Source organism: Ruegeria sp. HKCCD7255 (assembly GCF_013031565.1).
Taxonomy (GTDB): Bacteria; Pseudomonadota; Alphaproteobacteria; order Rhodobacterales; family Rhodobacteraceae; genus Ruegeria.
This window is the reverse complement of the sequence record NZ_WQAG01000001.1, coordinates 297,790-321,558: the sequence shown is the minus strand read 5'-3', so window position 1 is coordinate 321,558 and position 23,769 is coordinate 297,790. Positions and strand designations below refer to the sequence as shown.

Sequence of the window (23,769 nt, the reverse complement as noted above, 5' to 3'; positions counted from 1 at the left end):
CCTATGCCCGGTTTTGACATTTTCGATACCATCGACACGCTGCGGGAAAAGGGTCAGGCTTTCTGCGTGGCTACGGTGTTGCGGACGGCCGATGCGACTTCGGCCAAAGCGGGGGCCAAAGCTGCGATCACGCGGGATGGCCAGATACTGGGGCATCTGGGTGGCGCTTGCGTGCAACGGGCGGTGCGGGTTTCGGCCCAACAGGCGCTGGCAGAAGGCGCACCCCGGATGATCCGGGTGAAACCGTCAAGCAAGGTGGTGACCATGGCAGACCCGGATGATGTGCATATGTTCAACAGTGGCTGTCCGTCTGGCGGTACGGTCGATCTGCTGGTCGAGCCTTATCAGCACGCGCATCGGCTGGTCTTGTTTGGGGACACGCCGATCGCCAAGGCGCTGGCGGCTCATGCGGCGCTTGCCGGATTCAGGGTCTGTGTCGCGCAAGGCACCGAATGGTCCTCGGATTACCTCGCGTTTGACGCAGAGGACATGGCCTCCCTGGGAATCGAAGCGCGCGACTTCGTGGTCGTCGCGTCACAAGGCCATGCAGACGCTGCGGCATTGCAAACCGCCTTGGAATCTTCGGCGCGTCGGGTTTCGATGGTGGCAAGCCACCGCAAGGCAAAGGTTCTGGGCGATAGGTTGATCGCAAAGGGTATGGCCGCACAGCGGGTTTCGCAACTGAAGGCGCCTGCCGGGTTGGACATTCGCGCGGTCGATCCACACGAAATCGCCTTGTCGATCCTCGCCGAGATCATCCGTTGGCGGAACACGGATAGCGAAAGTGAGGTGTCAGATGATGAAAAACTTGCTTGAATGGGTGCGCAAACTGTGGCCAGAACGCCCGGAACAATCTGCAGAAGACGCCACGCAAGAGGCACTTCGTGTCTATCCAAGATGCTGTTGAACAAAGGAAAGTCGAATGGAACTGAGTGACGAAATTCGGATCACCGCCCCGCGTGACGTTGTCTATGAAGCGCTGAACAACCCAGAGATATTGCGCGAGTGTATCCCAGGTTGTGAGGAACTCACACAATCCGAGCCCAATCATCTGGAAGCCAAGGTTGTTCTGAAAATCGGCCCAGTCAAAGCGAAATTCGCCGGTGAGGTCACGCTGGACACAACCAACGCGCCGGACGGGTTTTCTTTGATGGGCGAGGGCAAAGGTGGTGCGGCTGGGTTCGCCAAAGGCGGTGCAGACGTTACCCTGACCGAAGATGGTGACGAAACCATCCTCGCCTACACCGCGAAGGTCGATGTCGGCGGAAAGATCGCTCAACTCGGCAGCCGCTTGATTGCGGGAACGGCCAAAAAGCTGTCGGGCAAGTTCTTTACAAAGTTTGGTGAGATCGTGTCGGAACAGGCTGTTGGCTGACGGGGAATAGGGGTCGGTGCAGAATACCCTGCTGCGCTGTCACACGATGGCGCAGTATTCGAAATCAAAAAACGTAAGTTCTTGGGTTCGGGGATTAGGTGTCTAAGAGAGACACCTAATTCCTGTTTCACCAGGTGTCATGGTTTTGTTTAGCGTAGCATCTTCAGTGACTTAACTATTCTACTGCATTCCACTCTTCCCCAGAATCTACTATTTATCGAGGGTGGATTGAGAGGTGGGTTAATGCCTCGTCCTTTGAGCAGGCACAGCGCATAATATCAAAGGAAGCAAGTTACACCTCTTAAGGGATTTTGCGTTGGATGCATTCGAAAGCCGAAAGGCCGAACTCAAACGCGAGGGCGATGCTGGGCGCTGGTAAACGTCAGGTACATCACGTTCAGAAAGGCAAAGACTCCCGAAGGGCGCAAACTTCAATCTCAGGGCGATTAGGCCTCACCGATCTGAGCGCATTCGCCTGATGGTACTGTCCCTATAACGGCAACGAATGCGAACGCCATAAGCTCTGCCCAATTCAGCAAAAACCCGCGTTACGATGCGTTCTCAAGAGTGAAACGACGAAGCAAACATCGCTCGTAACGGGTAGAGGTTCCTGAGGATTTATCGATTCAATTGGTTTCTGTTATGAATGTGAAATAGCACACAGCGGAAGTTTGAAAGCCGCGTATTATGTGTGCCCAACATCGAGAAGGAAATCGAATACTGGCTTGAAGAGTTTGTGGGGGGTCACCAAGTTGCTCAGGTTTTTTCTATTTTTCTGTGTCGTTTTCCTCGGCTTTGCAGCGCCGTCACTTGCCTCGCGAGTGGCGCTTGTTGTTGGCAATAGTGACTATGAAAACACCGAACGCTTAACAAATCCTGTAAACGATGCCTTCGAAATCTCCAAAGTTTTGAAACAACTTGGATTCGAAGTCATCGAAGTCAAAAATGCGTCTCAAAGAGACTTTGGCGAAGCCCTTTTGCGTTTTGAACAAAGGCTTGATGGCGCAACTCATGCGCTTTTTTTCTATGCCGGACATGGAATGCAATTGCGGGGGGAAAACTACCTGCTTTCAGTTGACGCAAAAGTTCAGAACCAACATCTTATCGACTCCGAAGCTGTACGGCTGTCCAAGGTATTGTACCTGATGGAAAGCCGAGCCGCGACCTCAATTGCTTTTATCGATGCCTGCCGAGACAACCCGCTTGCAAACGCATTGAGGGATCGGGTGCCGGACCAGGCGCGCTCACTTGGGCTGGGTCGAGGGCTTGCTGTGGTGGGAGGTGCATATAGTGACAGCCTCGTCGCTTTTGCCACGACCCCCGGAAAAATAGCTTATGATGGAACTGGACCGAATTCTCCGTTTACCAAAGCGCTTCTCAGTCACATCAAAACTCCAGGTATTGAAGTTTCTACAATGCTCAAGCGCGTGTCTGCAGATGTTCTGGAAGAAACTGATGGCAGACAGCGCCCCGAGGTTGTTAGCCAGATGTCGCGCGAATTCTATTTCAGGATCTCGGTTGGGACGGTTGAAACTCCAAAAGAAAAATTGAGCGACGAAAACCTGGCCACACAACAATTGAACCTGGCGGTTGGCATCCCCGACCAAAAAGCGCGTCTCCAAGCCATGCAAAAGATCGTGGATACGTTTCCGGAAACGTCAGCGGCCAACATTGCCAGGCAATTGTCGGAACAGGTGACGGCGAGCGCTGCCAACAAGCCTCGACAGAATTCAGACCCCGCGCCCCAAAGCACTCAAGAACAAGGCGAAACAGATCTAGCTGTTCTCCAACCATCCAGAGAGGTCCCTGAAACGAATACGGCCCCTGATCCATTGGTTGTCGCAGAAAACGCATTGGGAATCGGACGCGCGGAATACCGCAGCATCCAAAGAGCACTCGACAGTTCAGGATTTTCCCCAGGCGCTGCGGATGGATTGTTCGGACCTCGCTCGAGAACAGCTCTCCGTCGTTTCGAGGCCGCAAACGGTTTGTCTCAGACTGGATATCTCAATGAAAATACATATGAGATGCTGCTCGCCCGAGTGCCAAAAATAGACAACCGAAGCGTTGAGCCCAATTCATCTGCGACGACTACAAATCTCGCCGCTTTGGATGGGAGCTATGAGGTTGTTGTTCGCCGCCGTTGGGACGATGAATATGCCAAATACCACTACGATCCGTATTACAAACCCGGACGTCAGGAAGTGCTTTCGGTGTACCGTTTCAGTCGAAACGGAAGCGACGAATTATCTTTGACCTACCATCGCGACTTTACCGGCAATTCAGCTGGGTTGCCCAAAGCCAAAGCAACCCTGGACGAGAATGGTAACTTCAAGTTTCGAGCATCTCTAAGTTCTCATTTTGGCAATGCCACAATTCGACAAGTTACTTTTTCAAGAAAACTGGTGTCGCTTCAAAAAGGACAGTCCGCGAGGTTCGAGCCTGGTCGGTTTGATCAGCAATTTATCAAGAACGTAGAGCTCAAGCGCTTGAAATAGGCAGGAGGTCTTCGGAATGAACTTGACCACTAAACCAGCTCGGCTTTCGCGGAAACCTGCGTGCCGTACGAAGTAAGTATCCTGATTAACAAGTAAAAATAGGAATAGGTAAAATGTCAGACAAAAAGAAAACTCTCACGCGTTACAAGCAAGTTCTGGGCAAACTCAAGAAGCTTCGTGCGGAGATGAACAGTGACTTTGAAAGACTTCGCAAAGAAAACGCGCGCGACTTGCAAAAGTGCAAGAAAGCTACGGATCAGAAGGATTTGATTGCGATGCTGGCCACCATGGCTGTGGGCCTTAGCAATCTGGCTGTTGCCGCACAAAAATCTACTAAAGTAACCGGCGCCGAACTCGCAAAGCTGAACAAAGAAACGCTAAAGGGTTTTGTCGGTAGTAAAGCGGACCAATACGCCCAATTGGTCGGTGGCGCAGTGTCCGACGACGTAAAGGCGGACGGGAACCTTGTCCTCTTCGCGAAAGCCACACTGAAGGCATGGTCTGATATGAACAAACCTTCGTTTTGGGCGGCGGCTTATGTCGACATCGTGGAAAACAGAAAATTCAAATGGGATCCGGTTTCTTGGGCGGCCTACGCCAAGAAGATCCAAAAGGAGAGCGACTCCCGTATCACAAGAATACAACTGAAAACTCAGAAAGACCTCGATTCTAGGATCAGGAAGTACGAAAAACTAGTTAAGCAGCTCGAGAGAGCCGCGTAAAAAAAACAGATACCGAACTCGTCAGAGGCGGTATCACTACCGTCTGCAAATGGCCCGAAAACTGACTTGGTCAAAGTGGGCTCAGCACCGAACAACGCTGTGTCGTGGACTGGAAGCCACTTTGGAATGGCGAACGGCGCGACTGCTCGCCAAGATGGCTTGGATACCGCATCATGTAGCCTGAGGCGACAGCTCAAACTGGCAATCGGATTCGCTGGTTCAGTTTAAAGCCGCATCGACGTCTGCTGACTATTTCTCGTTATCTCTTACCCGCAACAATCCGGTCCAGGATGAGTGCGCAGAACAGGATCGCAAGACCGGCAAGTATCCCCTGCCCCGCCGCTGCATATTGCAGAGCTTCCAGCACGTCCTCACCCAATCCTTTTGCGCCGATCAGCGAGGCGACAACCACCATGGCCAGCGACATCAGTATGGTTTGGTTTACACCGGCCATGATTGTTTTATGCGCCAAGGGCAAGTCAACACGCCAGAGCAAATAGCGCGGTGTTGCGCCAAAGGCCAAGGCGGCTTCGCGCACGGTTTCAGGGACCTGCTGCAAGCCAAGCACTGTGAAACGGATCACTGGTGGGCTACCAAATATCATGGTCGCGACCACGCCAGCAGGCTTGCCAGAGCCGATAAAGGCCACAACCGGAATCAGGTAGACGAAGGAAGGCATTGACTGCATGAAATCCAAAATCGGCCTCACGATGGCAAACGCACGCGGACGACGCGCGCAGTAGATACCTAGAGGGATACCCAAGGTAATCGAAATCAGCGCGGCGGCGCCAAGCAGCGCGATGGTCGTCATCGCTTTTTCCCAGAAATCCAGAAGCCCGAGATAAGCCAGCGCTGCGCCGGTAAAAATCGCCACGCGGGCGCCAGCCGAAAGGTAGGCCAGCATGATAATCACCATAGCCACTACCGGCCAGGGGGTATCAACCAGCACAACTTCGATCCAGTCCAGCAGAGTACGCATCCCTAAGGTCAGCCCGTCAAAGAAGCCTCGCCCGGCGGTTTTGGTCCATTCAAACACGGCCTGCACACCGTCTCCGACATTCAAACGCCAGTCGCGGTTGGTGGGGAAGGTTTTGAGCACAGCCAAAGCATCAGGCTGCGCGAATTTGATCATCGACAAGATCACCACCACGAAGGTCAGCGCTGTAGCCACGGCTAGTCGGGTGACCGACCACCCGTGCGCCACGCTCGGGTCAGAGCGCCACCGCGCAAATTGCCCTTCAAGCGTCCAATTGGCCAGAGAAGCGGCAAGAAACTTGACGGCCAACAACAAAACAATGCCGACGGTCAGATAGGTTAAGCCAGTTGAGTCTGCTGTGCGTGCAGCCTCTTGTGCGCCGGCCAAGGCCCCTTCCAAGGATTCAGCTGCACGTTTCAGCGAATCCAGCGACGCAGCTCCAGATTGCTCTGCTGCGGTGATCTGTTGGCGTCGAAGCTCCAACGTTTGCTCGATTTGTTCCGCGCGCTCGCGAAACTCGCGCCCGAGATCTCCGAACAAGCCCAGCCCGATCTGGATATAGGCTAGTGTTTCCAGCACCAGAAATCCCAAGAACCATGACCATAGCCCCCGTGCGCCGAACCAGATCGGTCCGAGGATCGCCGCTGCCTTGTTCAGCGTAAAGCGATAGCCTGGCGCCTGCATCATGTAGGAGAAGGTCTTTTGGTAATATGACTGTTCCTGCCCCACGAAATCTCCGATCAGCCCATTTAGGCGGTCGGCGGTTTCCGGCTGGATCTGTTGGACATCAACATGTTTCATAACGGTCCCCTTATGCCTGGCTGTCCTGGATCGCACGGATTAGGCCCGCACGGTTGATCACGCCTACGGTCTTGCCGTCCTGTGTCACCGCCACTACGCCGTGACCATCCACGCAGAGGTTCATTAGATCAGACAAATCCATATCCGGATGGGCTTCTTTTGCGTCCTGAGGCACCTCTCCGTGATGTGCTTCGAACTCGTCGACGGGTTTCATAACGGCATGGGCGAAGATCATATTGAGCTTGGAAATCCCGGCTACGAAGTCGGCAACATAGTCATCGGCAGGATTGAGGATGATCTCTTCGGGTGTTCCGATTTGAACAATACGCCCATCCTTCATTATCGCGATCCGGTGGCCAATACGGATCGCTTCATCCAGGTCATGAGTGATGAACATCGTGGTCTTGTTCAACTTGTGGCTCAGATCCATGAACTGATCCTGCAACTGTTTGCGGATCAGAGGGTCAAGAGCCGAAAACGGTTCGTCCATCAGCAAAATCTCTGGATCGGCGGCGATCGCGCGAGCGAGGCCGACGCGCTGCTGCATCCCGCCCGACAGCTCATGTGCGTATTTGTCTTCCCAGCCGTTCAGCTCAACCAGTTCCAGCACGCGATCCGCCTCTTCCCAACGGCGGGCCTTGCCGGTGCCGCGGATTTCTAGCGGCATCGCTACGTTGTCGCGCACTGTCCGGTGCGGCATCAGGCCAAAGTTCTGAAACACCATGGCGACGCGACGGTTGCGCAGATCTCGCAGGCCTTCATCATTCAGGCCCATCACATCCTCACCATCCAGATAGATATGGCCGTCTGTAGGCTCCAGCAGTCGGTTTACATGGCGCACAAGGGTTGATTTTCCCGACCCCGACAGGCCCATGACGCAGAACAGCTCACCTCGTTCGATCTCGAAACTGGCATCAGCCACACCTACAACACAGTTGAAGCGCTCCAAGACCTCGGCCTTACTCAGCCCCTCACTATGGATGGCGTTCAAAGCTTCTTGCGAGCGCTCGCCGAACACTTTCCACACGCCTTTTGCGTCGATTGCAATTTGCGCTGTCATTTTGGCCCCATCGGAATTGAGTTGGATCGCGCCCCCGGCACCCAGGGGCGCGCAGGTTTTAGTTGGTGGTCAGACCCAACCAGCTGTCGACGGTATCGCCATTGGCGGCGATCCATTCAGCGACGACCTCATCCGTGTCGCGGCCTTTGACCACGACCTCATAAGTCAAGCCGCTGAGTTCACCCGCATCCATGTCGATATTGGCCAGGAAAGACGCTGCTGCCGGGTTGCGCTGATCCAGGGATTTGGAATGTGCAACGGTCACGGTCTTGACCGGCTCACCTGTGCTGACATGAGACTTGTTGTACCAATCCGCATCCTGATCGGGCTGCACCATCTTGTAAGTGGCCGCATCATGCTCGGGTTCTTCCAGAATAGTCACGTCATACAAGGCGTGTACGTAGTGTGGCGCATAACAATAGAAGGCCGCACCTTTCTTCTGGTCGATCTGATCTTTCAGACGCGAATAGAACACGGTTTCGTCCTCGGTGGTCGGTGTTAGAAAGGTCTCAATACCGTAGTCCCGCACACGCACCTTGAAGGTGTTGGTCGAAGCCCAGCCCGAGGCACCAACCCAGACTTCGCCCATGCCGTCACCATCCGAGTCGAATAGCTCTTGTGCGACCGGTGTCGCCAGATCGTAGATCGAGCGGATGTTGTGATCTTCGACCATGTAGTTCGGCACGCAGATCCCGGCACGGCCTTCGTAGCTGCCAGCAGACAGACCCACGGTACCTTTTTGGTCGACATATTCATCGGTAAAGGACGACTGGTTCGGCAACCAGACATCCGGATGCACGTCGATGTCACCACGCCCGCCATCCATGGCAGCAAAGATCACTGCGTTCGCGCCGGGAGCATAGCCGACTTCACCACCAAGACGAGTTTCGATGACCTGCCCGATCACGCGGCTCATGATCTTGGCGCCGGGCCAGCTGGGTTCGCCCACCATGACCTTGTCCTGTGCCATTGCCGTTGTCGCGCCCATGGCCAGAGCCAAGATTGCTGTAAGCTTTAGTGTTTTCATATCGTTTCTCCCGTTGCGTAGAGTTATTTGCGCCATCAGGCGCGCGCCCGCTTGCGTTGCGGGTCGATGAATGGAATGTCCGTGACGGTGGCCCGCAGGCGTTTCATTCGCCCGTCGAGTTGACCGACCTCCAGTTGAGTGCTGTTCTCCGCGTGTTCGACCGAAAGCCGCGCCATGGCGATTGCGTGTTCCAGCATCGGAGAGCGCGTAGCCGAAGTGACCAGGCCCACTTGCCGTTCACCTGCATAGACAGGGGCCCCATGGGCGGGCACGTCGTCACATCCAATCAGCAGTCCTTTGAGCACCCGGCGCGCATCGCGCGCATTGCGTTCCAGTGCCTCTTTCCCGGTGAATTCGGACTTGGTCAGATCGACCGCAAAACCCAAACCGGCCTCAAACGCATCGACGCCCGGCGCGAATTCCGCGTTGGCTGCGGCCAGCCCTGCTTCGATCCGAATGATGTCGAGGGCGGCCGAACCCATTGGGGTGATCCCGAACTCCTCCCCGGCAGCCACAACTGCGTCCCAGATGGCAACGGCATCGGATTTGGAACAGAAAATTTCGTACCCCAATTCACCGGTATACCCCGAGCGCGACAGCATAAAAGGCGCGCCCTCACGGTCGTTCAAACGAGCGACGGTGACACCGAACCATTTCAGATGATCCAAACTGGGGACATGTGGCTGAGTAAAGGCAACCTTGCGCAGAAGGTCGCGCGACTTCGGTCCTTGAATCGAGAGGTTCGGCATCGCCCCACGCAGCGCATGCACCCTCACTTGCAGATCGCGCGCATCGGCCAGTTTTTGCAAAGCCCGGCCACTTTCCTCGGACCCGCAGCACCAGCGGAAAATCTCGGGTGCAAGGCGGAACAGTGTACCATCATCGATGACCGAACCGCTTTCGTCGCACATCAGCGTGTACGACCCGCGCCAAACCGGCAGTTTTGCTACGTTGCGCGTTGTCGCCAACTGCATCAAAGCCTCGGCATCGGGGCCGACAACGTCAAATTTGCGTAAGCCACTCATGTCCTGAATAGTTACCGCCTGACGGCAAGCCCAATATTCACCCAATGTGCCATAGGCCGGATAGCTGACCGGTGCCCACAGATCGCGCGCCGGGGCAAAATGCTGGGTGAGAGGTGACAAACGGTCGTGAAAGGCAGACTCCTGACTGATCGACATGGGCGCGTCTTCCTTTTCGCGATAGGCAACCGCTCTGCGGATGGGCGTTTCGGGTCGGTAGATGCGCACATGCACATCGGTCGGATTCCAGCCGTTAATGGGATCGATATCGTCAGGACAGGCGGTCGAAACGCAAACCAGGTCCTCCAGAGCGCGCAAAGCGACGTAGTCTCCGGCGCGCGAATGGGATTCTTCGGTCAAAATGTGATGGGTCTTGGGATCGATCCAAGTGCTCCAGAAGAAATTGATTGCGGGCCACGCGGCTCGGCGCGCCACACCGTAAGGGGCCAGAGCGTTCGACATGTTATCGGAGCAATTCAGATGCCCGGGAAACCCGCGTTCTTCATAACCGCGCGCGGTGCAGGCCAAACCAAATGTGTCATGCCGCCCACATGTGTCTTGCACCACGTTCAGCAACGGGCGCATCTCGCGATCAAAGAACTTGTCTAATAAGCCGGGGATGGGATAAGAGCGCCGAACCATCGACCGGGTCGCGGTCGAGTCGATCATCCACTCTTGTCCCTGATCTAACCCCATGGCTCGCAGAGCCATAAAGTCGGAACATTGCTGACCCTCAACATCGATGATTTGAACAAATTCGCCGGCCTTCAACTCATAGGCCTGCGCGCTGCCGCGCTGTACCGTAAATTCGTCGCGCGTATCACCGAGCAAGGGTGGCAGATGCGGCTCTTTGGTCGTCGCCGACTTGTGCAGGACCGTGATGTTCCCAGTCGCTCTGCCGTCAATAAACCCGTCAACCCCGGTGGGACGGATCACCCAGACCGTAACCGCGTCGCCAGTTCGGAGAATCAACGGCTCGGTCCCACGGTCCAGCCTGTGACAAGGAACCTGCCGATCTCCACCCTGCGCCTCAATCCAAGCCAGAAGCCGTGTACCGTCAAAATCGCCCCATTTGACCACCCCGGTTTTCGACAAATTCAACGCAGTCAATCCCGGTCGCCCATCTTGGGTAAAGGCCACAACTTCCAGTGCCTGCTCCGGGCCAAACCCTTCTATCGACAGCAAATCTCCTGACTGCAAAACCAGTCGGACAGTCTCTCGCGGGGCAAGGATGTAGGTGCGGGTGTCAGACGCTTTTTGGAATCCGGGGAAATGGCGGCCAGGGCCATCAAACCCCGAGTTTGTGAACGTATGTAAGACAGATGACCCCAGCATATCCGTATCGGATTCCCAAAATGTAACTAGTTACAGAGGTTGCTGAAACTAGTTACATATGTCAACTCTTTCCTCAGAAGCCCGCCAAACGGACATGAATCCTCTCGATGAAAAAAAACCCAGAGCCCAAAAAACGCGCAAATCTCAGAGATGTGGCTAAAGCTGCTGGCGTATCTGTCGCCACAGTCTCGCGGGTTTTGAACGAACCGGCTGTCGTAAAGAAAGACACTTTGGAAAAAGTTCAGACCGCCATTGCGGATCTGAAATTTGTACCAAGTGCCGCCGCTCGTGCGATCAATTCAGGCCGTACCCGGTTTGTCGGAGCATTGGTTCCCACTCTGGACAATGCAATCTTTGCCCGGTTTCTCGCCGCGTTAGAGCGCAAACTGTCAGACCACCAATTATCTCTGATCGTGGCGACCACCGAAGCAGATCTGGACATCGAAGCCGAAAAAGCCAAAAGCCTAGTGGATATCGGCGCAGAAGGCTTGATCGTCACAGGAGTCACGCACAGCCCTGCATTTCACGATCTGATCGAACGCACCATGATGCCAACGATCATTACGTCATTCTTTGATCCTGAAAACCCGCTGCCGACGATCGGATACGACAACGCGGCGGCGGCACAACTTGCATTACAGCATCTTAACGATCTGGGTCATCGTAACATAGCGGTCGTACATGGCCCCGTTCATAACAATGACCGCACGCGTGCCCGTCTTGCCGGTCTCAAAGACTTTCCGTTCACCGGAGAGCTTACAACCTTCGAAACCGAGATCAGTCACCAAGGCGGTGCTGACGTAGCACATCAGCTGAGCAATCTTGACACGAAGCCGGACGCTATTTTGTGCCTGTCCGACGTTGTTGCGCTGGGTATTTTGCTTGGCTTTCAAGCCCAAGAAATCGCTGTACCGGATCAGATTTCCATGGTGGGTGTTGACGATCTTCCGACGTCGTCTGTGTCAGTTCCACCCCTTACCAGCGTACATTTACCGGTTTCTCAAATGGGAGAACGCGTCGCAGACGCGCTGGCACATTGGATCACGGAACAACAGCCGCCAGAACCAGAAAGACTCGATGCATATATTGTCGTCAGGAATTCCACAAAAAATGCTGACAAAAGATCAACTTAAGCGAGATCACCTCATGATCCCAGGCGGAAACGCGCTGTCTCGGCAATCGCGATGAACACCACGCAACGGTTGCATTGCAAGGTTTGCGGTTACCGGAAAACCAATTGCTCGTGCCAATAGCTGCTTAGAAAACCAGATCGGCAAAGCTCTATACTTCGCGATGTACGGCGGTAAGCAGCATTCTCACCAATGCGGACTGCGATCGGACACCAATTTTGTCATATATTCTTTGCAGGTGCGTTTTCGCGGTATTTGGACTTATTCCCAGAATTTCCGCAGCCGTTGAGATATCAGCACCTGCTATAAGCTTTAGGGCCAGTTTTTCCTGTGTATCCGATAAGCCATAGGCTTCAGCAGCGGCCGCAACTTGGCTATTCAGCCGCTCTTCATCGTCAAATGCAATGAAAAATCTGCCATCACGCAGCAGAGCCCAGCAGACATGTGCAACACCGGCATCGTCTTGTCCGAGTGGAACAATGCGGCTTACAGCTTCCTCGCGCAAACCGGGTGTGAGATGACTTCTGATCTCATAAAGCCAATTCAGCGCCCCCAGAAGTAGCATTCGCGCCTCGTCGTCGATTGCACAGAGTTTCCGCCCTTTCTTCATGAGCATCGGATGGAGCGGCAGTCGCTTTTTTGCACTTTCGTTCATCCAGATCATGTCGCCAGACCTATCGACCTCAATCAGAGGCGCATTTTCATAATTCGCTCTTATTTGGGTGCTTACCAAGCAACTGATTTTCCAAACCCCATCGACCTTTTGCAGAATCTTGAGCTCATGATATCGGCGCAAGGTTCCATCAGCGATGCTGGACATATCGCTGTTCTGGTCATAGCTGACCCAGGCCATCTCTCGGCTGATCACCATATTCAGGTTTTCGCGTTCGAACGCTTTCGGGGGACTCCATTTAACAGGTTCCAAAAAAATGCGTCTCATTTGCTCTTTGATCTCGTCCCCTTTCACCAAAGTTACGCCTGTAGCGACATGGGTTTGGACGCGACGTGTCTGTGGACCATCAAGCCAATAGGATTGCCAGGCGTCATAGTCACGTTGGAGATAAGCTTCGGTCTCGGCTTCTATGACAGCGAGGACGGCGTCACGATCTTCATTCGTTCCTTGCGTCATGATCTGGTGGTAAACTTTGCTCGTTGTGGATGTTGGGCAATGCTGATGGAGCGGTGGCGTTTAAATACCCATTTAATCATCAATCGTGCTTTCTCTTGCAGCCTACTGATAAATTCCAATCTGGCCATATGGGTATAGTAAGCGTCTTCATCCCCAGAGTCATAACTCGTCTGATGTTTTTGACTGAGCGCGACTATTCCAATTGATTGCAAATCCATGCTGGGCTCCGAACTCTCTTTAGTGGCTGAGCAGAAGTGTATGGGGGTTGAGCGCAATCACCTGTCATACACGCGGATGACAGGTGTAGATTTTGCAAGAAAATAAGAACAAAGCCGCCTCAGCCGCTCGCTGAGGATCAGGGCCTTTGTTGTTGCGCAATTGTCGAGCGCCGGATTACCGGCGCTCTCTGAAAGTAATAATCCCGGCGACTGCCGTCGAACCTGCCGCACTTCAGACAGCAGCGTTTGTAGCGCCTCCCCGAGCAGCAAGGGCAAGGATCGTTACGTCCGAGTTTCTCTTGGAGTTCTACATCGCCCGCGCACCGTTTGAACGCCAGTTTTGACGCGTGTCTCCGATGGGAAGGACTTGCGACGCTTAGAAATGACCTCGAAAGGAGGCGCGGTCATCGGGTTTGATGCGATTGGCCATGATACCCGCTATCATTTGATTTTGCCGTGAAGGCCACTTACAGCCTCAATCCTGAACCTCAAAGAGTTTTTCGCTACGATCGACCGTTTTGGACGGGTCGCTTTTTCGAGAAGTCTGGTTTCACCCTCATCAGACCGGCCCTTCGCGCAGCCCCAGCCAGGGCCCGCGCGGATCGCGATCTGTGAGTTCAATGGCAAAAGGTGCAATGCGTTGCGCTAATGGCCCTCGGGGAGCGCAGCATAGGTTCAAAGCCATCCCTCATGACGCTGTACCGACAGCCCGCAACCGCCGTTCACCAGCCACCCGGATGCTGCAAAAGCGGCCCACAAAACGGACAATCCTTCGGCGCGTAGATTTGATAGAGTGATAAAAAGACACTCAAGGACCAAGCCAACTCACGCATGCCTTTGGATCAAGTAGGCGGGATCTGTTCGCATCCCGCCAACTCTGTTCCAACGTTTGGGTTTTGGCGCTATGCCGGTTCTCCAGCGGGTGCCACGAACGTCATGCCCACCTCGCTTGCGATGGACAGAACCGAGGTCAGGTCCGGCTCGCCAGGTTCGGGCAACTCGGTCTGGCCTTCCGGCAGCGGCTGACCCACACCGGTGAAGAACCGGTCGTGCATGTGACCCGGCGCGTTGATTATCAACAGGCGGGCCGGTTTGTCGCCGACGCCCTGGAATGCGTGCACAGCTCCATCGGGGATTGCGATGTGGTCGCCTGGGCCCGCGAGGATGTCCTTGCCATCGACTGAGAAGCCAATCTGACCGTCAAGGACGAAGAAAGACTCGGTCTCACCGGCGTGGTGGTTCGGCGGCGCCCCTGCACCGACCGGAACAAGGCATTCAACGAGGCAAAACTTGTCCATCGTTTCCGACGGGAACGCATGAAATTTCATAAGTATGTTCAGAACGTTGTAAGTGCGCGGACGATCCAGCATTTAGTGCTCCTCCTGCGGCAGATCGTTAGAACTGATCAAAGGGTAGGCGCAGCTTATCAATCTGTGAAATCGATTAATTATATGATATAAATTCACATGGCCAATTTATCTAGTTTTGACCTGAACCTTCTGCGCGTTCTAAATGCGCTGCTAATCGAGATGTCGACCGTCAAGGCAGGTGAGCGTTTGGGCCTCTCACAACCGGCGGTATCCGGCGCGCTGAAACGGCTGCGGCTGTCTCTTGGCGATGAGCTGTTTTTTCGGAACGGGCAGAAACTTGAACCAACCGCGCACGCCCTATCGTTAAGAGAGCCTCTGCAAGAGATCCTGAGCCGCGTTGAAACACTCATATCCGCGAAAGACGCCTTTGATCCTGCAACTGCGGCGCACAGGTTCCGGATATCAGGAAGCGATTTCTTCGCAGAGATGCTCATGCCGGCGCTCGCCGAATATTTGACGGTGCATGCACCTAGGATCAGCGTTCATCTTGTCGATCTTGTGCCAGATAATCGTGTCAACGCCTTTGCAGACATTGAGGTGGATTTCGCGTTGCTCCCCGAAACGCCGTTGCCTGACTGGGCGGAAGCGCAAGAGATGTTCGCTTCTTCGTTCTCCGTCATTGCGCGTAAGGATCACCCAAAGGCAGTTGAAAGAGGGCTTGTACATGGCGATACCCTGCCGCTCGATCTTTTTTGCGAGCTAGGGCACGTTCTGTTTTCGACAACGGGCACTCCGGATGGTCTTGGGGATGAGGCGCTTGCGCGCGTCGGACGTCGGCGCAATGTGGTGATGACACTTCCCGTATTTTCTGGTGTTTACCGCGCGGTCGCCGGGTCCGACCTCATCGCCTTGCTTCCATCGGCTTTGGCGCATCGCGTTGCCGAATCCGCCGGTCTGAACGTGTTTGCCCCGCCGATCTCGGTAGACCCCGCCCGTTTGAGCCTGGTCTGGCACCGGCGGGTTTCAGACAGCGCGCCACACCAATGGTTGAGAGAACGGATCGCTGAGATTTTGCACCCCCTCAATGCATGAAGAGCGCGCACAACGGCCCACTCCGGACATTGACGGCCACTCGAGGTGCTTTGACGCAGAGTTCTTCAAAACCATCGTTCGTCCCATTGCATCTTCTTTCTGCTCGCACAGGCGCAACGGGCTGTTAAAGGACTGCGGACGCATATCTTTTTCGCTGCGCATCCCTAACAAGTGCAGCTAGCCGATAGAACCCATGAGCCATTTTTGTGTAAGGCGTCAGCAGGAAAAAGGTCAGAACCGATCCGAGGTGAAGGGCCAATAGCGCAGGCATCAGCGGCGTTGCTCCGAGGGCATAAAGAACCAGCCCGCTGAACCCAACAAACCCGAGCAACAGGATAAAGCCGATATCCCCACCCCATGCCGACGGATCGCCGAGGTCTCGGTCTGACTTTAGCTTGAGCAGCGCCATCGCACCGCACCCTACCGTCAGCAAAATACCTCCAGAGATTCCGAATAGTTTCGGCAGCGACCAGAACCCATACGGCGCGTGCAATCCGAAGACATAGTGCAGGACGGTCGCCACCGAGGTCGACGCAAAGCACAACAGGAACCCATACATGATGGCGTGGTGGATGTGGCGTCGGCCCTGACTGAACCGGTCTTCGTCCTCAAAGTTGCAGCCTTCGCCATGGCCTGCGGCCAAATCCTGAATCTTGCCCGCGCGTTTGAGCGCAGCCGTCAGATCAGACATCTGGATGGGCTTGCCCTCCACCTCGGCCCAGTAGCGCCGAAGGCTGATGGCAATGCTGAACAGAGGCAGCAAGAACGCGGGTGCGAAGATCGCAACCATCGCGTTGTGCGACAGGACGGCGTAGAACCCCTCGCCTCCACTGGAACCGATGGCTCGGATGGCCCAGAACAATAGGGCAAATCCGATCACAAGTGCCAACGCGATCGCGCCGCCATGGGTGTGGAACCGGCGCGCTATCGGCTGCGGCCACGCAAAGCTTTCCCAGCTATCGCGCCGCACTTCGGCCAGCGCCTTGGGCAGATTCAGATCGAACTCATGTGGGGCGGTGTACTGACAGGCGTAATAACATCCCCTGCAGTTGTGGCATAGGTTGGCCAATTGCGTGATGTCTCCGTCCGAGAACGCCCGTTTCGAATGAAGCGACGGAAAGACCGAACAATATCCCTCGCAATAACGGCAGGCGTTGCAGATCTCGGCCTGACGGCGGGCTTCCTGAATTAGATCAGTTTGCATAAGCGGCGGCCTCGCGTCCTGCGATGCGTCCAAACACGGTTCCGATGGTCATTCCGAAACCGGCCAGATAACCCTGCCCAAGGATCGAACCGGCCATGGTCTCGCCTGCGGCCCACAGGTTTTTGATCTTTCCATTTTGGGTCGAGCACTGGGCCTGCGCGTCGACCTTCAACCCAAGATAGGTAAAGGTCACACCGGTGCGCAGTGAATAGCCATAGAACGGTGGTTCGGTAATTGGGCGCGCCCAGTTGGTCTTGGGAGGTGTCAGGCCCGAGGTCGCGACCCCGTCCAGCTCGGTCGGATGAAACCCGCTGGTGTCACCGCAAGCGGCGTTGAATTCGCTGATCGTCGCTTTCAATTTGTTTGCAGGCAGGTCCATCAACCCGGCCAATTCCTCCAACGTGTCCGCCTTTAGCGGGGGGAATACGGACGGCATGAACAGATTCAGCGACTTGGCGTCGATGATCACATAACCTACCTGATCCGGCTGCGCCGCGACCAGTCGCCCCCAGATCGCGTAGCGTTTAGGCCAGACATCCTCGCCTTCGTCATAGAACCGCTGGGCATCCTTGTTCACGACGATGGAAAACGGCACGCAGTCCAGACGGGTGACGATGCCGCCGTCGTATTTAGGCGCACGCCCGTCAATAGCAACAGCGTGGCATTGGGTCGGGTCACCGACGCTATCGGCGCCTTGGCCCAACAGATCGGCCAGCACGACGCCCCTGTTGTAAGGTGTGCCGCGTATCAGGAAGTTTTTGGCTGGTTCACCCCAGGCCCGCGTGAGCCAATCCGTATCCGCCTGAAACCCGCCGGAGGCAACGATCACCGCCTTGGGTCTAATGCGATGGGACTGACCTTCGTAGGTGTAATCGACCCAATCGATCCGATCACCATTCAGCTCCAAATGTGTGACCGCGGCTTCATACAGCACATCAGCGCCCAGCCCAGCCGCCGTCCGATAATACGCGTTTACCAGAGACTTACCGCCCCCCATAAAGAACGCATTGGTCCGCGCCAATGACAAAGTTCCCGACAAAGACGGCTGAAACCGAACCCCACGCTCTTCCATCCAGGGCAAGCATTCCTCCGAGGTGCGGATTGCAAGGCGGGCAAGATACTCGTCGGTTTTACCACCAGTGACTTTCAGCAGATCCGAGAGATATTCGTCTTCGCCATACTCCTCGATCAGAGGACCCAGGGGAGATTTGTGCATGCAGCGAAAATTACGCGTGTGGCGCGAGTTTCCACCGCGATAAGGTTTTGGCGCCGTTTCAAGTATCAGAACGCGGGCGCCTGACTCGGCAGCGGTCATCGCGGCGCAAAGGGCCGCGTTCCCGCCCCCAATCACAGCGATATCGTAAGCTTCCTTTGGGGTGGCCATATCCTGTTTACCTACTGGCTTTCTTCGATTGAACGGTCGCGGTCCTGCAATGCGCGGATTCGCATCCGCTGCGCAGCCTGAATATGCGCCCGCATCTCTGTTTCGGCCGCTGCGCCGTCGCGGGTCTTCAAAGCGGCCATGATGCGCCGATGTTCCGCCACCGCTGCCTGAGCCCGGTCGCCATCCAGCAACTGAGACGGTCCGAGGATCAACAGCGCCTTTTGCAAGGACAGCATGGATTTCGCGAGAAACCTGTTCTTAGCCGCGTCCAGAAGCGTTGCGTGAAAGACCCTGTTGATTTGCGCCGCATCCGCACCCGTACCTGCCTCTGCCAGCCGGTCATTCAGAACCTCGAGCTCATCCAGCTCGACATCCGACGCCGCGCGGGCTGCCAGACGGGCCGCCGTCCCTTCAAGCACAGCGCGCATCTCATAAAGTTCCATAACCTCGGCGTAATCCAGACTTCGCACAGTCGCGCCTTGCCGCGGGACATGCGTGACCAACCCGTCGGCCTCCAATTGCCGGATCGCTTCGCGCACCGGGGTACGGCTGACGCCCAACCGTTCCGAAAGCTCAATTTCACGCAGCCGGTCGCCGGGCAGAAGAGTGCCTTCGCGAATCTCGTCCAGCAGGCGCTGATACGCAGAATTGCCTTGTGGGCCGGGGTGTTGCAGGTCGTTCTGAAAGGTCATCGTGCTCGCGTCTCTTTCATTGCGTCCATTTGTATACATTTGGATACATTTCGAGTCAACCGCATCGGAACCACCCCTTGCCCACTAAGTTGATCGCATCGCCACTTTGGAAAAAGCGGGTTGCAGCCTTCAGCCTTGCGGTGCTGGGCACTGGAGTCTTTTGGGTACTGAACCTGCCGTTGCATTTCTTGTTCGGCACGATGGGCGTCTGCCTTTTTGCGGCCTTCGCGCCCGGCGGGCGGAGAGATGACGGTTCTGGCTATCGTCTCGAGCGCAGATTTGAGCTTTGCAATCACCCATCATCTGACAAGGATCGTGTTGGTGATCATCGGTGAGCCCGTGCCAAATTTCTATCCTGCGATGGTCCAAGCCTCGGGGTTGATCATGTGGATCGGAGCACCTTTGGTAAAGGCGTTCACCTGATCGAAAATATCCGCGAATTGAAGGTCGAACTCATCCTCGGTGACGAAGCCGATATGCGGTGTCGCGATCAGATTGGGATGCGACAACAAAGGATCGGTCGAATCGGTCAAAGGCTCGGTATCGAAAACATCAATCGCCGCTTTGCCCGGGCGACCGTCGTTCAGCGCCGCCAGCAAAGCACCCGGCACGATCAGCCCGGCCCGCGAGGTGTTCACAAACAACGCCCCCGGCTGCATCTGTGCGAAATCCGATGCGGTAATAATCCCGCGCGTGTTCGGTTTCAGGCGCACATGGACTGAAACGACATCGCTTTCACCAAAGAACGCTTCTCGGCTGTGCGCGACCTGCACTCCATCCGCCTGCGCACGTGCCCGGCCTTCCTCAGACGACCACCAAACAACATTCATCCCGAACGCCTCGGCATAGCCCGCAACCGCGCGAGCAATCCGGCCATAGCCATAGAGCCCCAGTTGACGGCCCCGTAGCGTCTTGCCCACGCCTGCTTGCCAGTGCCCCGCTTTGACCGAGGCCATTTGTGCGGGCAAGTCGCGCATCCCAACCATGACCAACGCACAAGTCAGTTCTGCTGCGGCATACGACGGCGTCCCGCCATGCATATTCGAACACAGCAGCACTCCGTTGTCCGAGCATGCTTGCACATCAACATGCGGGTATACGCTACGTTGACTGATCAATTTCAGGTTTGGGAGTTTTTCAATCAAGTCACGGGTGATGTTGGTGCGTTCGCGAAACAGCACAAGCGCCTCAGCTCTCTGCAAGCGCGCGGCCAATTGGTCGGTATCCTTGACATGATCTGTCCAGACCTTCACGTCATGGCCGGATAGCTTTCCAAAACAGGGCAAGCCCTGCAGTGTATCAAACCAGTCATCAAGAATGTGGACCTTCATCGGCTTTCTATTCCCTGCTCGGTGGTCAGTTTTCTTGGGGTCGGGACAAAATGACGTGTGTCGAGAGCGGCAAGCGCATTTCGGACCCGTTCGCTTTGATCCAGCAGATGGTTGAACTGCTCATCGCAGCCAGCAATCGGTGTCGGGTAGTCCGCGATGTCGCGCCGCAGGGCCGACTGCGCCAACCTAAGTTCCTGACGCGCGATATCTAGGCATTCGGAATAGTTATTCATCGTGGCATCTCCATAATGTATACCACAGTATACAATATGATCATCACCACTTCAACTGCCGCTCCACACAGATTCCGGTACATAAACATGTCCATCGGCCAACTTGCGCGCGGTTCGCACCAAACCTGCTGCATTGACGGTGAACCCGTCATCGCAGGAGAAATCCACCAGCACGTCGATTTTGCCCGAGGCGTGTTCCAACACGACCTCAGCCGGGCTTGTCGTGGGTCGATCCAGCAATCCATCTGCAACTGTGCCGGGTGTCAAAGCGCAAGATGCCATGCATTGCGCGCCAGTGACCGCCATGGTCGGGTGGGTTTTCCACGGCATGAAATACCGCACTGCAAGCGTTCCACCCTCTCTGGCCGGCGCGACGAGGCCGAATTTGGGGGTGACCGATTTGGACACATCCCCCATACCTATCCGCTGCCCTGCTTCGATCCGAACGGTCTCCATCTGGTCAAAGAACACGCGGTTTGCGTCCAACTCCTCGGCGCCTTCATAGCCCGTCAACCCGAAGTCGGCGGCGCGGGCAATAGCCATCGGCATGGCGACATCCATGCAGGTGAGTTCGATGCCCTGAACTGTATCGCGCAGGTTACCCGTGGGTAGGAACGCTCCAGTAGCCGAGCCCACCACACCCATAAAACTCAGCTGTACCGGAGCAGAATGGCCGGGCACGCCCGCGATCTCTGCATCGCCCTCGTAGGTCAATTCGCCCCCGGGCGTATTCACTTTGGCGACAACACGAGCTCCGGTGTTAACAGCCCGGATGCGAATTTCGGTTTCATCGCCCTGCGGCTGGAACAAACCCATTTCGATTGCAGCAGGAGCAACACCAGACAGGATGTTGCCGCAAGTGGGTTTGAAATCGACCAGCTTGTCCTCGACCGAGACCTGCGCGAAGAAATAGTCGATATCGGCCCAATCATCCTCACTGACTGACAGCATCGCGACCTTGGTCGTCACCGCGGCGCCTCCACCGATGCCATCGATATTTAGCGACTGCCCGGAACCAAGGGCGGCGATCAGCACCTCGGCCAGCGTCTCCAAATCCTCGGGTAAATCCGAGCGGCGGAAGTACGGGCCCTTCGAGGTGCCGCCGCGCATGAAAATGTAAGGAATTGCGGTTTGGGTCATTTTGAACTCCTCACTTCAACGGCCAGGGCAGGCTGACCATGTCCTGCAATAGACCCGGTGGGAAATCGCGGTTGAGAGCACCCGCCATCAGGCACATGAAGCCGATGCCGCAGGCCGTCAGGATCAGCGTCATCTGCCAGCTTGCCCCGGCACGGATGCGGAAAAACGCGATCAGGAAACCCAGCAGCGCAAGGATGAAACCCACCACCCAGGTTGCCGCAATCAGGCTGGCGAACCACGCCAGTGTGGACCAAAGTCCGTGAGGTGCAGTTGCGTCCTCACCAGCGATTTCCTTGTCGGCAAAGATCGCGTCGCCCTCGGGCCGCCGCATCATCTGGATTAGCAGGATCACACAGCAAAACAGCGAGACGCTGCCGATCACCAGCGGGATGATCTTGTCGGTCATATTGTAGTCGGGGATCATGTTGGCGTTGACCAAAGCAACAATCAGATAGGCCATGATCACCAGCAGGAAGATCAGAGGCGCGCGCTTTGTACCCGCCTGAACGTCACCTTCAGCCATGATCATCTTGGCCTGTCGGATGCCCAGAATAACCGAGACGACTGTGACCACGATCAGGACAATGACGATGGGGCTGAAGACGTATTCCATGCCTTCACCAAAGCTCTTGCGGAACCGGAACGAGGCGATCTGGAACGCTTGGTTTGTGAATTTCTCGACCGGGTTCGACAATACGAAGCCAATCAGAAAGGCCGGGCGCGACCAGTCGAAACGGCGCAGGAAGATGCCGATCAGGCCAATCACGAACAGGGCCAGCAGGTCTTCGAAGTTCTGGCCGGACTGGAAGGCGGCGAAGCTGATCAGCATGAATAGGAACGGGGCCAGATAGGTAAAGCGGATCGTGGTCAGCTTGGCGATGCCGCCCGAGGCTGCGATGCACAGGATGGTGCCTACGACATTGGCAAGCGCGAGCAGCCAGACGATCGAATAGGTGATGTCGAGATTGTCCTTAAGCATGCTCGGACCGACCTCGATATCACCCGACCCTAGCAGCGCCACCGCGCCGATGAAGATCGCCATCGAGCCCGAGCCGGGAATACCAAACAGCAGGGTCGGAACTAGTCCACCACCTTCTTTGGCGTTGTTTGAGCTTTCCGGGCCGATGACCCCGCGCACTTCACCTTTTCCGAAATTGCTTTTGTCTTTTGTTGATTGAACCGAATGACCGTAAGCGATCCAGTCGACCACTGACCCCCCGAGGCCCGGAATGACACCGACAACCACGCCGATGATAGAACAACGCACCGAAAGCCAGATGTTGGCGAACCAGTCTTTGACCCCGTCCAGCCAACCGGCCCCCAGAGATGCCCCTTTTGCGATCGAACGATCTTGCCGCAGCAGTGAGACAATCTCGGGAACGGCGAAGATACCCAGTCCGACGATGACCAGTTTCAAACCATCTGTCAGATACGGAATGTCATACGTCGCCATGCGCAGCGAGCCGCCAGCGTCGGCCTCGCCAATCGTCCCGACCATCAGGCCCAAACCGGCAGCTGCGACGCCCTTCAGCGGGATGCGTCCCGCCAGAATGGCGACCATAGACAAACCGAGGATTGTGATCATCAGCATCTCGGGCAAGCCGAAGGCCAAAACGATAGGCCGCGCGATCAGGATGAACATGGTAAGGAAGGTTGCGCCGACCAGCCCACCGAACAGGGACGAGGAGAAGGCTGCCGACAGGGCCCGCGCAGCCTCACCCTTTTTCGCCATGGGGAAGCCGTCCAGCACGGTTGCCTGCGACGCAGAACTACCGGGAATGCCCATCAGAACTGATGCGAAAGTGTCAGAGGTCGGAACCACCGCAACCATCCCGATCATCAGGGCCAGACCCAGGATCGGATCCATACCGAACATGAAAGGGAGCAACAGCGACAGGCCGGCAATGCCTCCGAGACCCGGGAAAACGCCCACTGCCAGCCCCATAACGACGCCAAGAACGAGATAGCCCAGAACGATAGGTTGAAGGATCAAACCCCACGCATCACCAAGCGCAGGTAGAGCTGTGGCGAAAACCTCCATAGCGGCCGCCTTTCATAAATTGTCTTGGAAGTAGAAAAGTGCGCGCCCT

At 55.8% G+C, this 23,769-nt stretch carries 20 protein-coding genes; 6 read left to right on the top strand and 14 right to left on the bottom strand.

Features of this window, described 5'->3' with window-relative positions:
* Positions 1–3 precede the first annotated feature (3 nt).
* From GOX45_RS01535 to GOX45_RS01515, 4 genes are all read left to right on the top strand, one after another.
* On the top strand, positions 4–816 hold the full coding sequence (locus GOX45_RS01535; protein ID WP_171097286.1) for an XdhC family protein: 813 nt from the start codon (positions 4–6) through the stop codon (positions 814–816).
* 106 nt (positions 817–922) lie between these two features.
* Positions 923–1,375, top strand: coding sequence for a carbon monoxide dehydrogenase subunit G (locus GOX45_RS01530; protein WP_171097285.1), 453 nt, complete (start codon positions 923–925; stop codon positions 1,373–1,375).
* 821 nt (positions 1,376–2,196) lie between these two features.
* Positions 2,197–3,873: a caspase family protein gene (locus tag GOX45_RS01520; protein WP_171097283.1), complete on the top strand. Its 1,677-nt coding sequence runs from the start codon at positions 2,197–2,199 to the stop codon at positions 3,871–3,873.
* A 113-nt stretch (positions 3,874–3,986) separates the two neighbouring features.
* Complete coding sequence (locus GOX45_RS01515) at positions 3,987–4,595, top strand: hypothetical protein (RefSeq protein ID WP_171097281.1); 609 nt, start codon at positions 3,987–3,989, stop codon at positions 4,593–4,595.
* Positions 4,596–4,854: 259 nt separating this feature from the next.
* Here GOX45_RS01515 and GOX45_RS01510 read toward each other — a convergent pair whose 3' ends face one another.
* From GOX45_RS01510 to GOX45_RS01495, 4 genes are read right to left on the bottom strand one after another with little or no spacing between them, the layout of a single operon-like run.
* Entirely contained in the window at positions 4,855–6,372 is a 1,518-nt protein-coding gene (locus GOX45_RS01510) for a proline/glycine betaine ABC transporter permease (protein ID WP_171097278.1), read from the bottom strand.
* Positions 6,373–6,382: 10 nt separating this feature from the next.
* On the bottom strand, positions 6,383–7,432 hold the full coding sequence (locus tag GOX45_RS01505) for a glycine betaine/L-proline ABC transporter ATP-binding protein (protein ID WP_171097276.1): 1,050 nt from the start codon (positions 7,430–7,432) through the stop codon (positions 6,383–6,385).
* A 58-nt stretch (positions 7,433–7,490) separates the two neighbouring features.
* On the bottom strand, positions 7,491–8,459 hold the full coding sequence (locus GOX45_RS01500) for a glycine betaine ABC transporter substrate-binding protein (protein WP_171097275.1): 969 nt from the start codon (positions 8,457–8,459) through the stop codon (positions 7,491–7,493).
* Positions 8,460–8,494: 35 nt separating this feature from the next.
* Positions 8,495–10,816, bottom strand: coding sequence for a DUF1989 domain-containing protein (locus GOX45_RS01495; RefSeq protein WP_171097273.1), 2,322 nt, complete (start codon positions 10,814–10,816; stop codon positions 8,495–8,497).
* A gap of 107 nt (positions 10,817–10,923) precedes the next feature.
* Here GOX45_RS01495 and GOX45_RS01490 point away from each other — a divergent pair, with 107 nt between their 5' ends.
* The gene (locus GOX45_RS01490) at positions 10,924–11,949 is read left to right on the top strand and encodes a LacI family DNA-binding transcriptional regulator (RefSeq protein WP_171097272.1); all 1,026 of its coding nucleotides are present in this window, start codon (positions 10,924–10,926) and stop codon (positions 11,947–11,949) included.
* 148 nt (positions 11,950–12,097) lie between these two features.
* Here the strand turns inward: GOX45_RS01490 and GOX45_RS01485 are convergent, their stop codons facing one another.
* The 3 genes from GOX45_RS01485 to GOX45_RS01475 all read right to left on the bottom strand — a co-directional run bounded on the left by GOX45_RS01485 (position 12,098) and on the right by GOX45_RS01475 (position 14,663).
* Entirely contained in the window at positions 12,098–13,075 is a 978-nt protein-coding gene (locus tag GOX45_RS01485; RefSeq protein WP_171097271.1) for a LuxR C-terminal-related transcriptional regulator, read from the bottom strand.
* A gap of 355 nt (positions 13,076–13,430) precedes the next feature.
* Positions 13,431–13,631 carry an SEC-C metal-binding domain-containing protein gene (locus tag GOX45_RS22280; protein ID WP_217350261.1) on the bottom strand — a complete coding sequence of 67 codons (201 nt, stop codon included), beginning with the start codon at positions 13,629–13,631 and terminating at the stop codon, positions 13,431–13,433.
* A 564-nt stretch (positions 13,632–14,195) separates the two neighbouring features.
* Complete coding sequence (locus GOX45_RS01475; protein ID WP_171097268.1) at positions 14,196–14,663, bottom strand: cupin domain-containing protein; 468 nt, start codon at positions 14,661–14,663, stop codon at positions 14,196–14,198.
* A gap of 96 nt (positions 14,664–14,759) precedes the next feature.
* Here GOX45_RS01475 and GOX45_RS01470 point away from each other — a divergent pair, with 96 nt between their 5' ends.
* A complete protein-coding gene (locus GOX45_RS01470; protein ID WP_171097266.1) occupies positions 14,760–15,695 on the top strand; it encodes a LysR family transcriptional regulator in 936 nt (311 codons plus the stop codon).
* 124 nt (positions 15,696–15,819) lie between these two features.
* Here the strand turns inward: GOX45_RS01470 and tcuB are convergent, their stop codons facing one another.
* From tcuB to GOX45_RS01435, 7 genes are all read right to left on the bottom strand, one after another.
* The gene (gene tcuB, locus GOX45_RS01465) at positions 15,820–16,899 is read right to left on the bottom strand and encodes a tricarballylate utilization 4Fe-4S protein TcuB (RefSeq protein ID WP_171097264.1); all 1,080 of its coding nucleotides are present in this window, start codon (positions 16,897–16,899) and stop codon (positions 15,820–15,822) included.
* The gene (gene tcuA / locus GOX45_RS01460) at positions 16,889–18,283 is read right to left on the bottom strand and encodes an FAD-dependent tricarballylate dehydrogenase TcuA (protein WP_171097262.1); all 1,395 of its coding nucleotides are present in this window, start codon (positions 18,281–18,283) and stop codon (positions 16,889–16,891) included. Before tcuA ends, tcuB begins: the two co-directional genes overlap by 11 nt.
* Positions 18,284–18,294: 11 nt before the next feature.
* Positions 18,295–18,975, bottom strand: coding sequence for a GntR family transcriptional regulator (locus GOX45_RS01455; RefSeq protein ID WP_171097260.1), 681 nt, complete (start codon positions 18,973–18,975; stop codon positions 18,295–18,297).
* Positions 18,976–19,325: 350 nt separating this feature from the next.
* Positions 19,326–20,306 (bottom strand): D-2-hydroxyacid dehydrogenase family protein, encoded by a 981-nt coding sequence (locus tag GOX45_RS01450; protein ID WP_171097258.1) that lies wholly within the window; start codon positions 20,304–20,306, stop codon positions 19,326–19,328.
* On the bottom strand, positions 20,303–20,539 hold the full coding sequence (locus tag GOX45_RS01445; RefSeq protein WP_171096797.1) for a hypothetical protein: 237 nt from the start codon (positions 20,537–20,539) through the stop codon (positions 20,303–20,305). Before GOX45_RS01445 ends, GOX45_RS01450 begins: the two co-directional genes overlap by 4 nt.
* Positions 20,540–20,590: 51 nt before the next feature.
* Positions 20,591–21,679 (bottom strand): 4-oxalomesaconate tautomerase, encoded by a 1,089-nt coding sequence (locus GOX45_RS01440; RefSeq protein WP_171097256.1) that lies wholly within the window; start codon positions 21,677–21,679, stop codon positions 20,591–20,593.
* A gap of 10 nt (positions 21,680–21,689) precedes the next feature.
* Positions 21,690–23,720 carry a tripartite tricarboxylate transporter permease gene (locus GOX45_RS01435; protein ID WP_171097254.1) on the bottom strand — a complete coding sequence of 677 codons (2,031 nt, stop codon included), beginning with the start codon at positions 23,718–23,720 and terminating at the stop codon, positions 21,690–21,692.
* Positions 23,721–23,769: the final 49 nt, after the last annotated feature.

What these genes read in the sequence shown, in the direction of transcription:
- GOX45_RS01535 (WP_171097286.1), top strand. Translation starts at nt 4, where the DNA reads ATGCCCGGTTTTGACATTTTCGATACCATCGACACGCTGCGGGAAAAG.
- GOX45_RS01530 (WP_171097285.1), top strand. Translation starts at nt 923, where the DNA reads ATGGAACTGAGTGACGAAATTCGGATCACCGCCCCGCGTGACGTTGTC.
- GOX45_RS01515 (WP_171097281.1), top strand. Translation starts at nt 3,987, where the DNA reads ATGTCAGACAAAAAGAAAACTCTCACGCGTTACAAGCAAGTTCTGGGC.
- GOX45_RS01510 (WP_171097278.1), bottom strand. Translation starts at nt 6,372, where the DNA reads ATGAAACATGTTGATGTCCAACAGATCCAGCCGGAAACCGCCGACCGC.
- GOX45_RS01505 (WP_171097276.1), bottom strand. Translation starts at nt 7,432, where the DNA reads ATGACAGCGCAAATTGCAATCGACGCAAAAGGCGTGTGGAAAGTGTTC.
- GOX45_RS01500 (WP_171097275.1), bottom strand. Translation starts at nt 8,459, where the DNA reads ATGAAAACACTAAAGCTTACAGCAATCTTGGCTCTGGCCATGGGCGCG.
- GOX45_RS01495 (WP_171097273.1), bottom strand. Translation starts at nt 10,816, where the DNA reads ATGCTGGGGTCATCTGTCTTACATACGTTCACAAACTCGGGGTTTGAT.
- GOX45_RS01490 (WP_171097272.1), top strand. Translation starts at nt 10,924, where the DNA reads ATGAAAAAAAACCCAGAGCCCAAAAAACGCGCAAATCTCAGAGATGTG.
- GOX45_RS01485 (WP_171097271.1), bottom strand. Translation starts at nt 13,075, where the DNA reads ATGACGCAAGGAACGAATGAAGATCGTGACGCCGTCCTCGCTGTCATA.
- GOX45_RS01475 (WP_171097268.1), bottom strand. Translation starts at nt 14,663, where the DNA reads ATGCTGGATCGTCCGCGCACTTACAACGTTCTGAACATACTTATGAAA.
- GOX45_RS01470 (WP_171097266.1), top strand. Translation starts at nt 14,760, where the DNA reads ATGGCCAATTTATCTAGTTTTGACCTGAACCTTCTGCGCGTTCTAAAT.
- tcuB (WP_171097264.1), bottom strand. Translation starts at nt 16,899, where the DNA reads ATGCAAACTGATCTAATTCAGGAAGCCCGCCGTCAGGCCGAGATCTGC.
- tcuA (WP_171097262.1), bottom strand. Translation starts at nt 18,283, where the DNA reads ATGGCCACCCCAAAGGAAGCTTACGATATCGCTGTGATTGGGGGCGGG.
- GOX45_RS01455 (WP_171097260.1), bottom strand. Translation starts at nt 18,975, where the DNA reads ATGACCTTTCAGAACGACCTGCAACACCCCGGCCCACAAGGCAATTCT.
- GOX45_RS01450 (WP_171097258.1), bottom strand. Translation starts at nt 20,306, where the DNA reads ATGAAGGTCCACATTCTTGATGACTGGTTTGATACACTGCAGGGCTTG.
- GOX45_RS01445 (WP_171096797.1), bottom strand. Translation starts at nt 20,539, where the DNA reads ATGAATAACTATTCCGAATGCCTAGATATCGCGCGTCAGGAACTTAGG.
- GOX45_RS01440 (WP_171097256.1), bottom strand. Translation starts at nt 21,679, where the DNA reads ATGACCCAAACCGCAATTCCTTACATTTTCATGCGCGGCGGCACCTCG.
- GOX45_RS01435 (WP_171097254.1), bottom strand. Translation starts at nt 23,720, where the DNA reads ATGGAGGTTTTCGCCACAGCTCTACCTGCGCTTGGTGATGCGTGGGGT.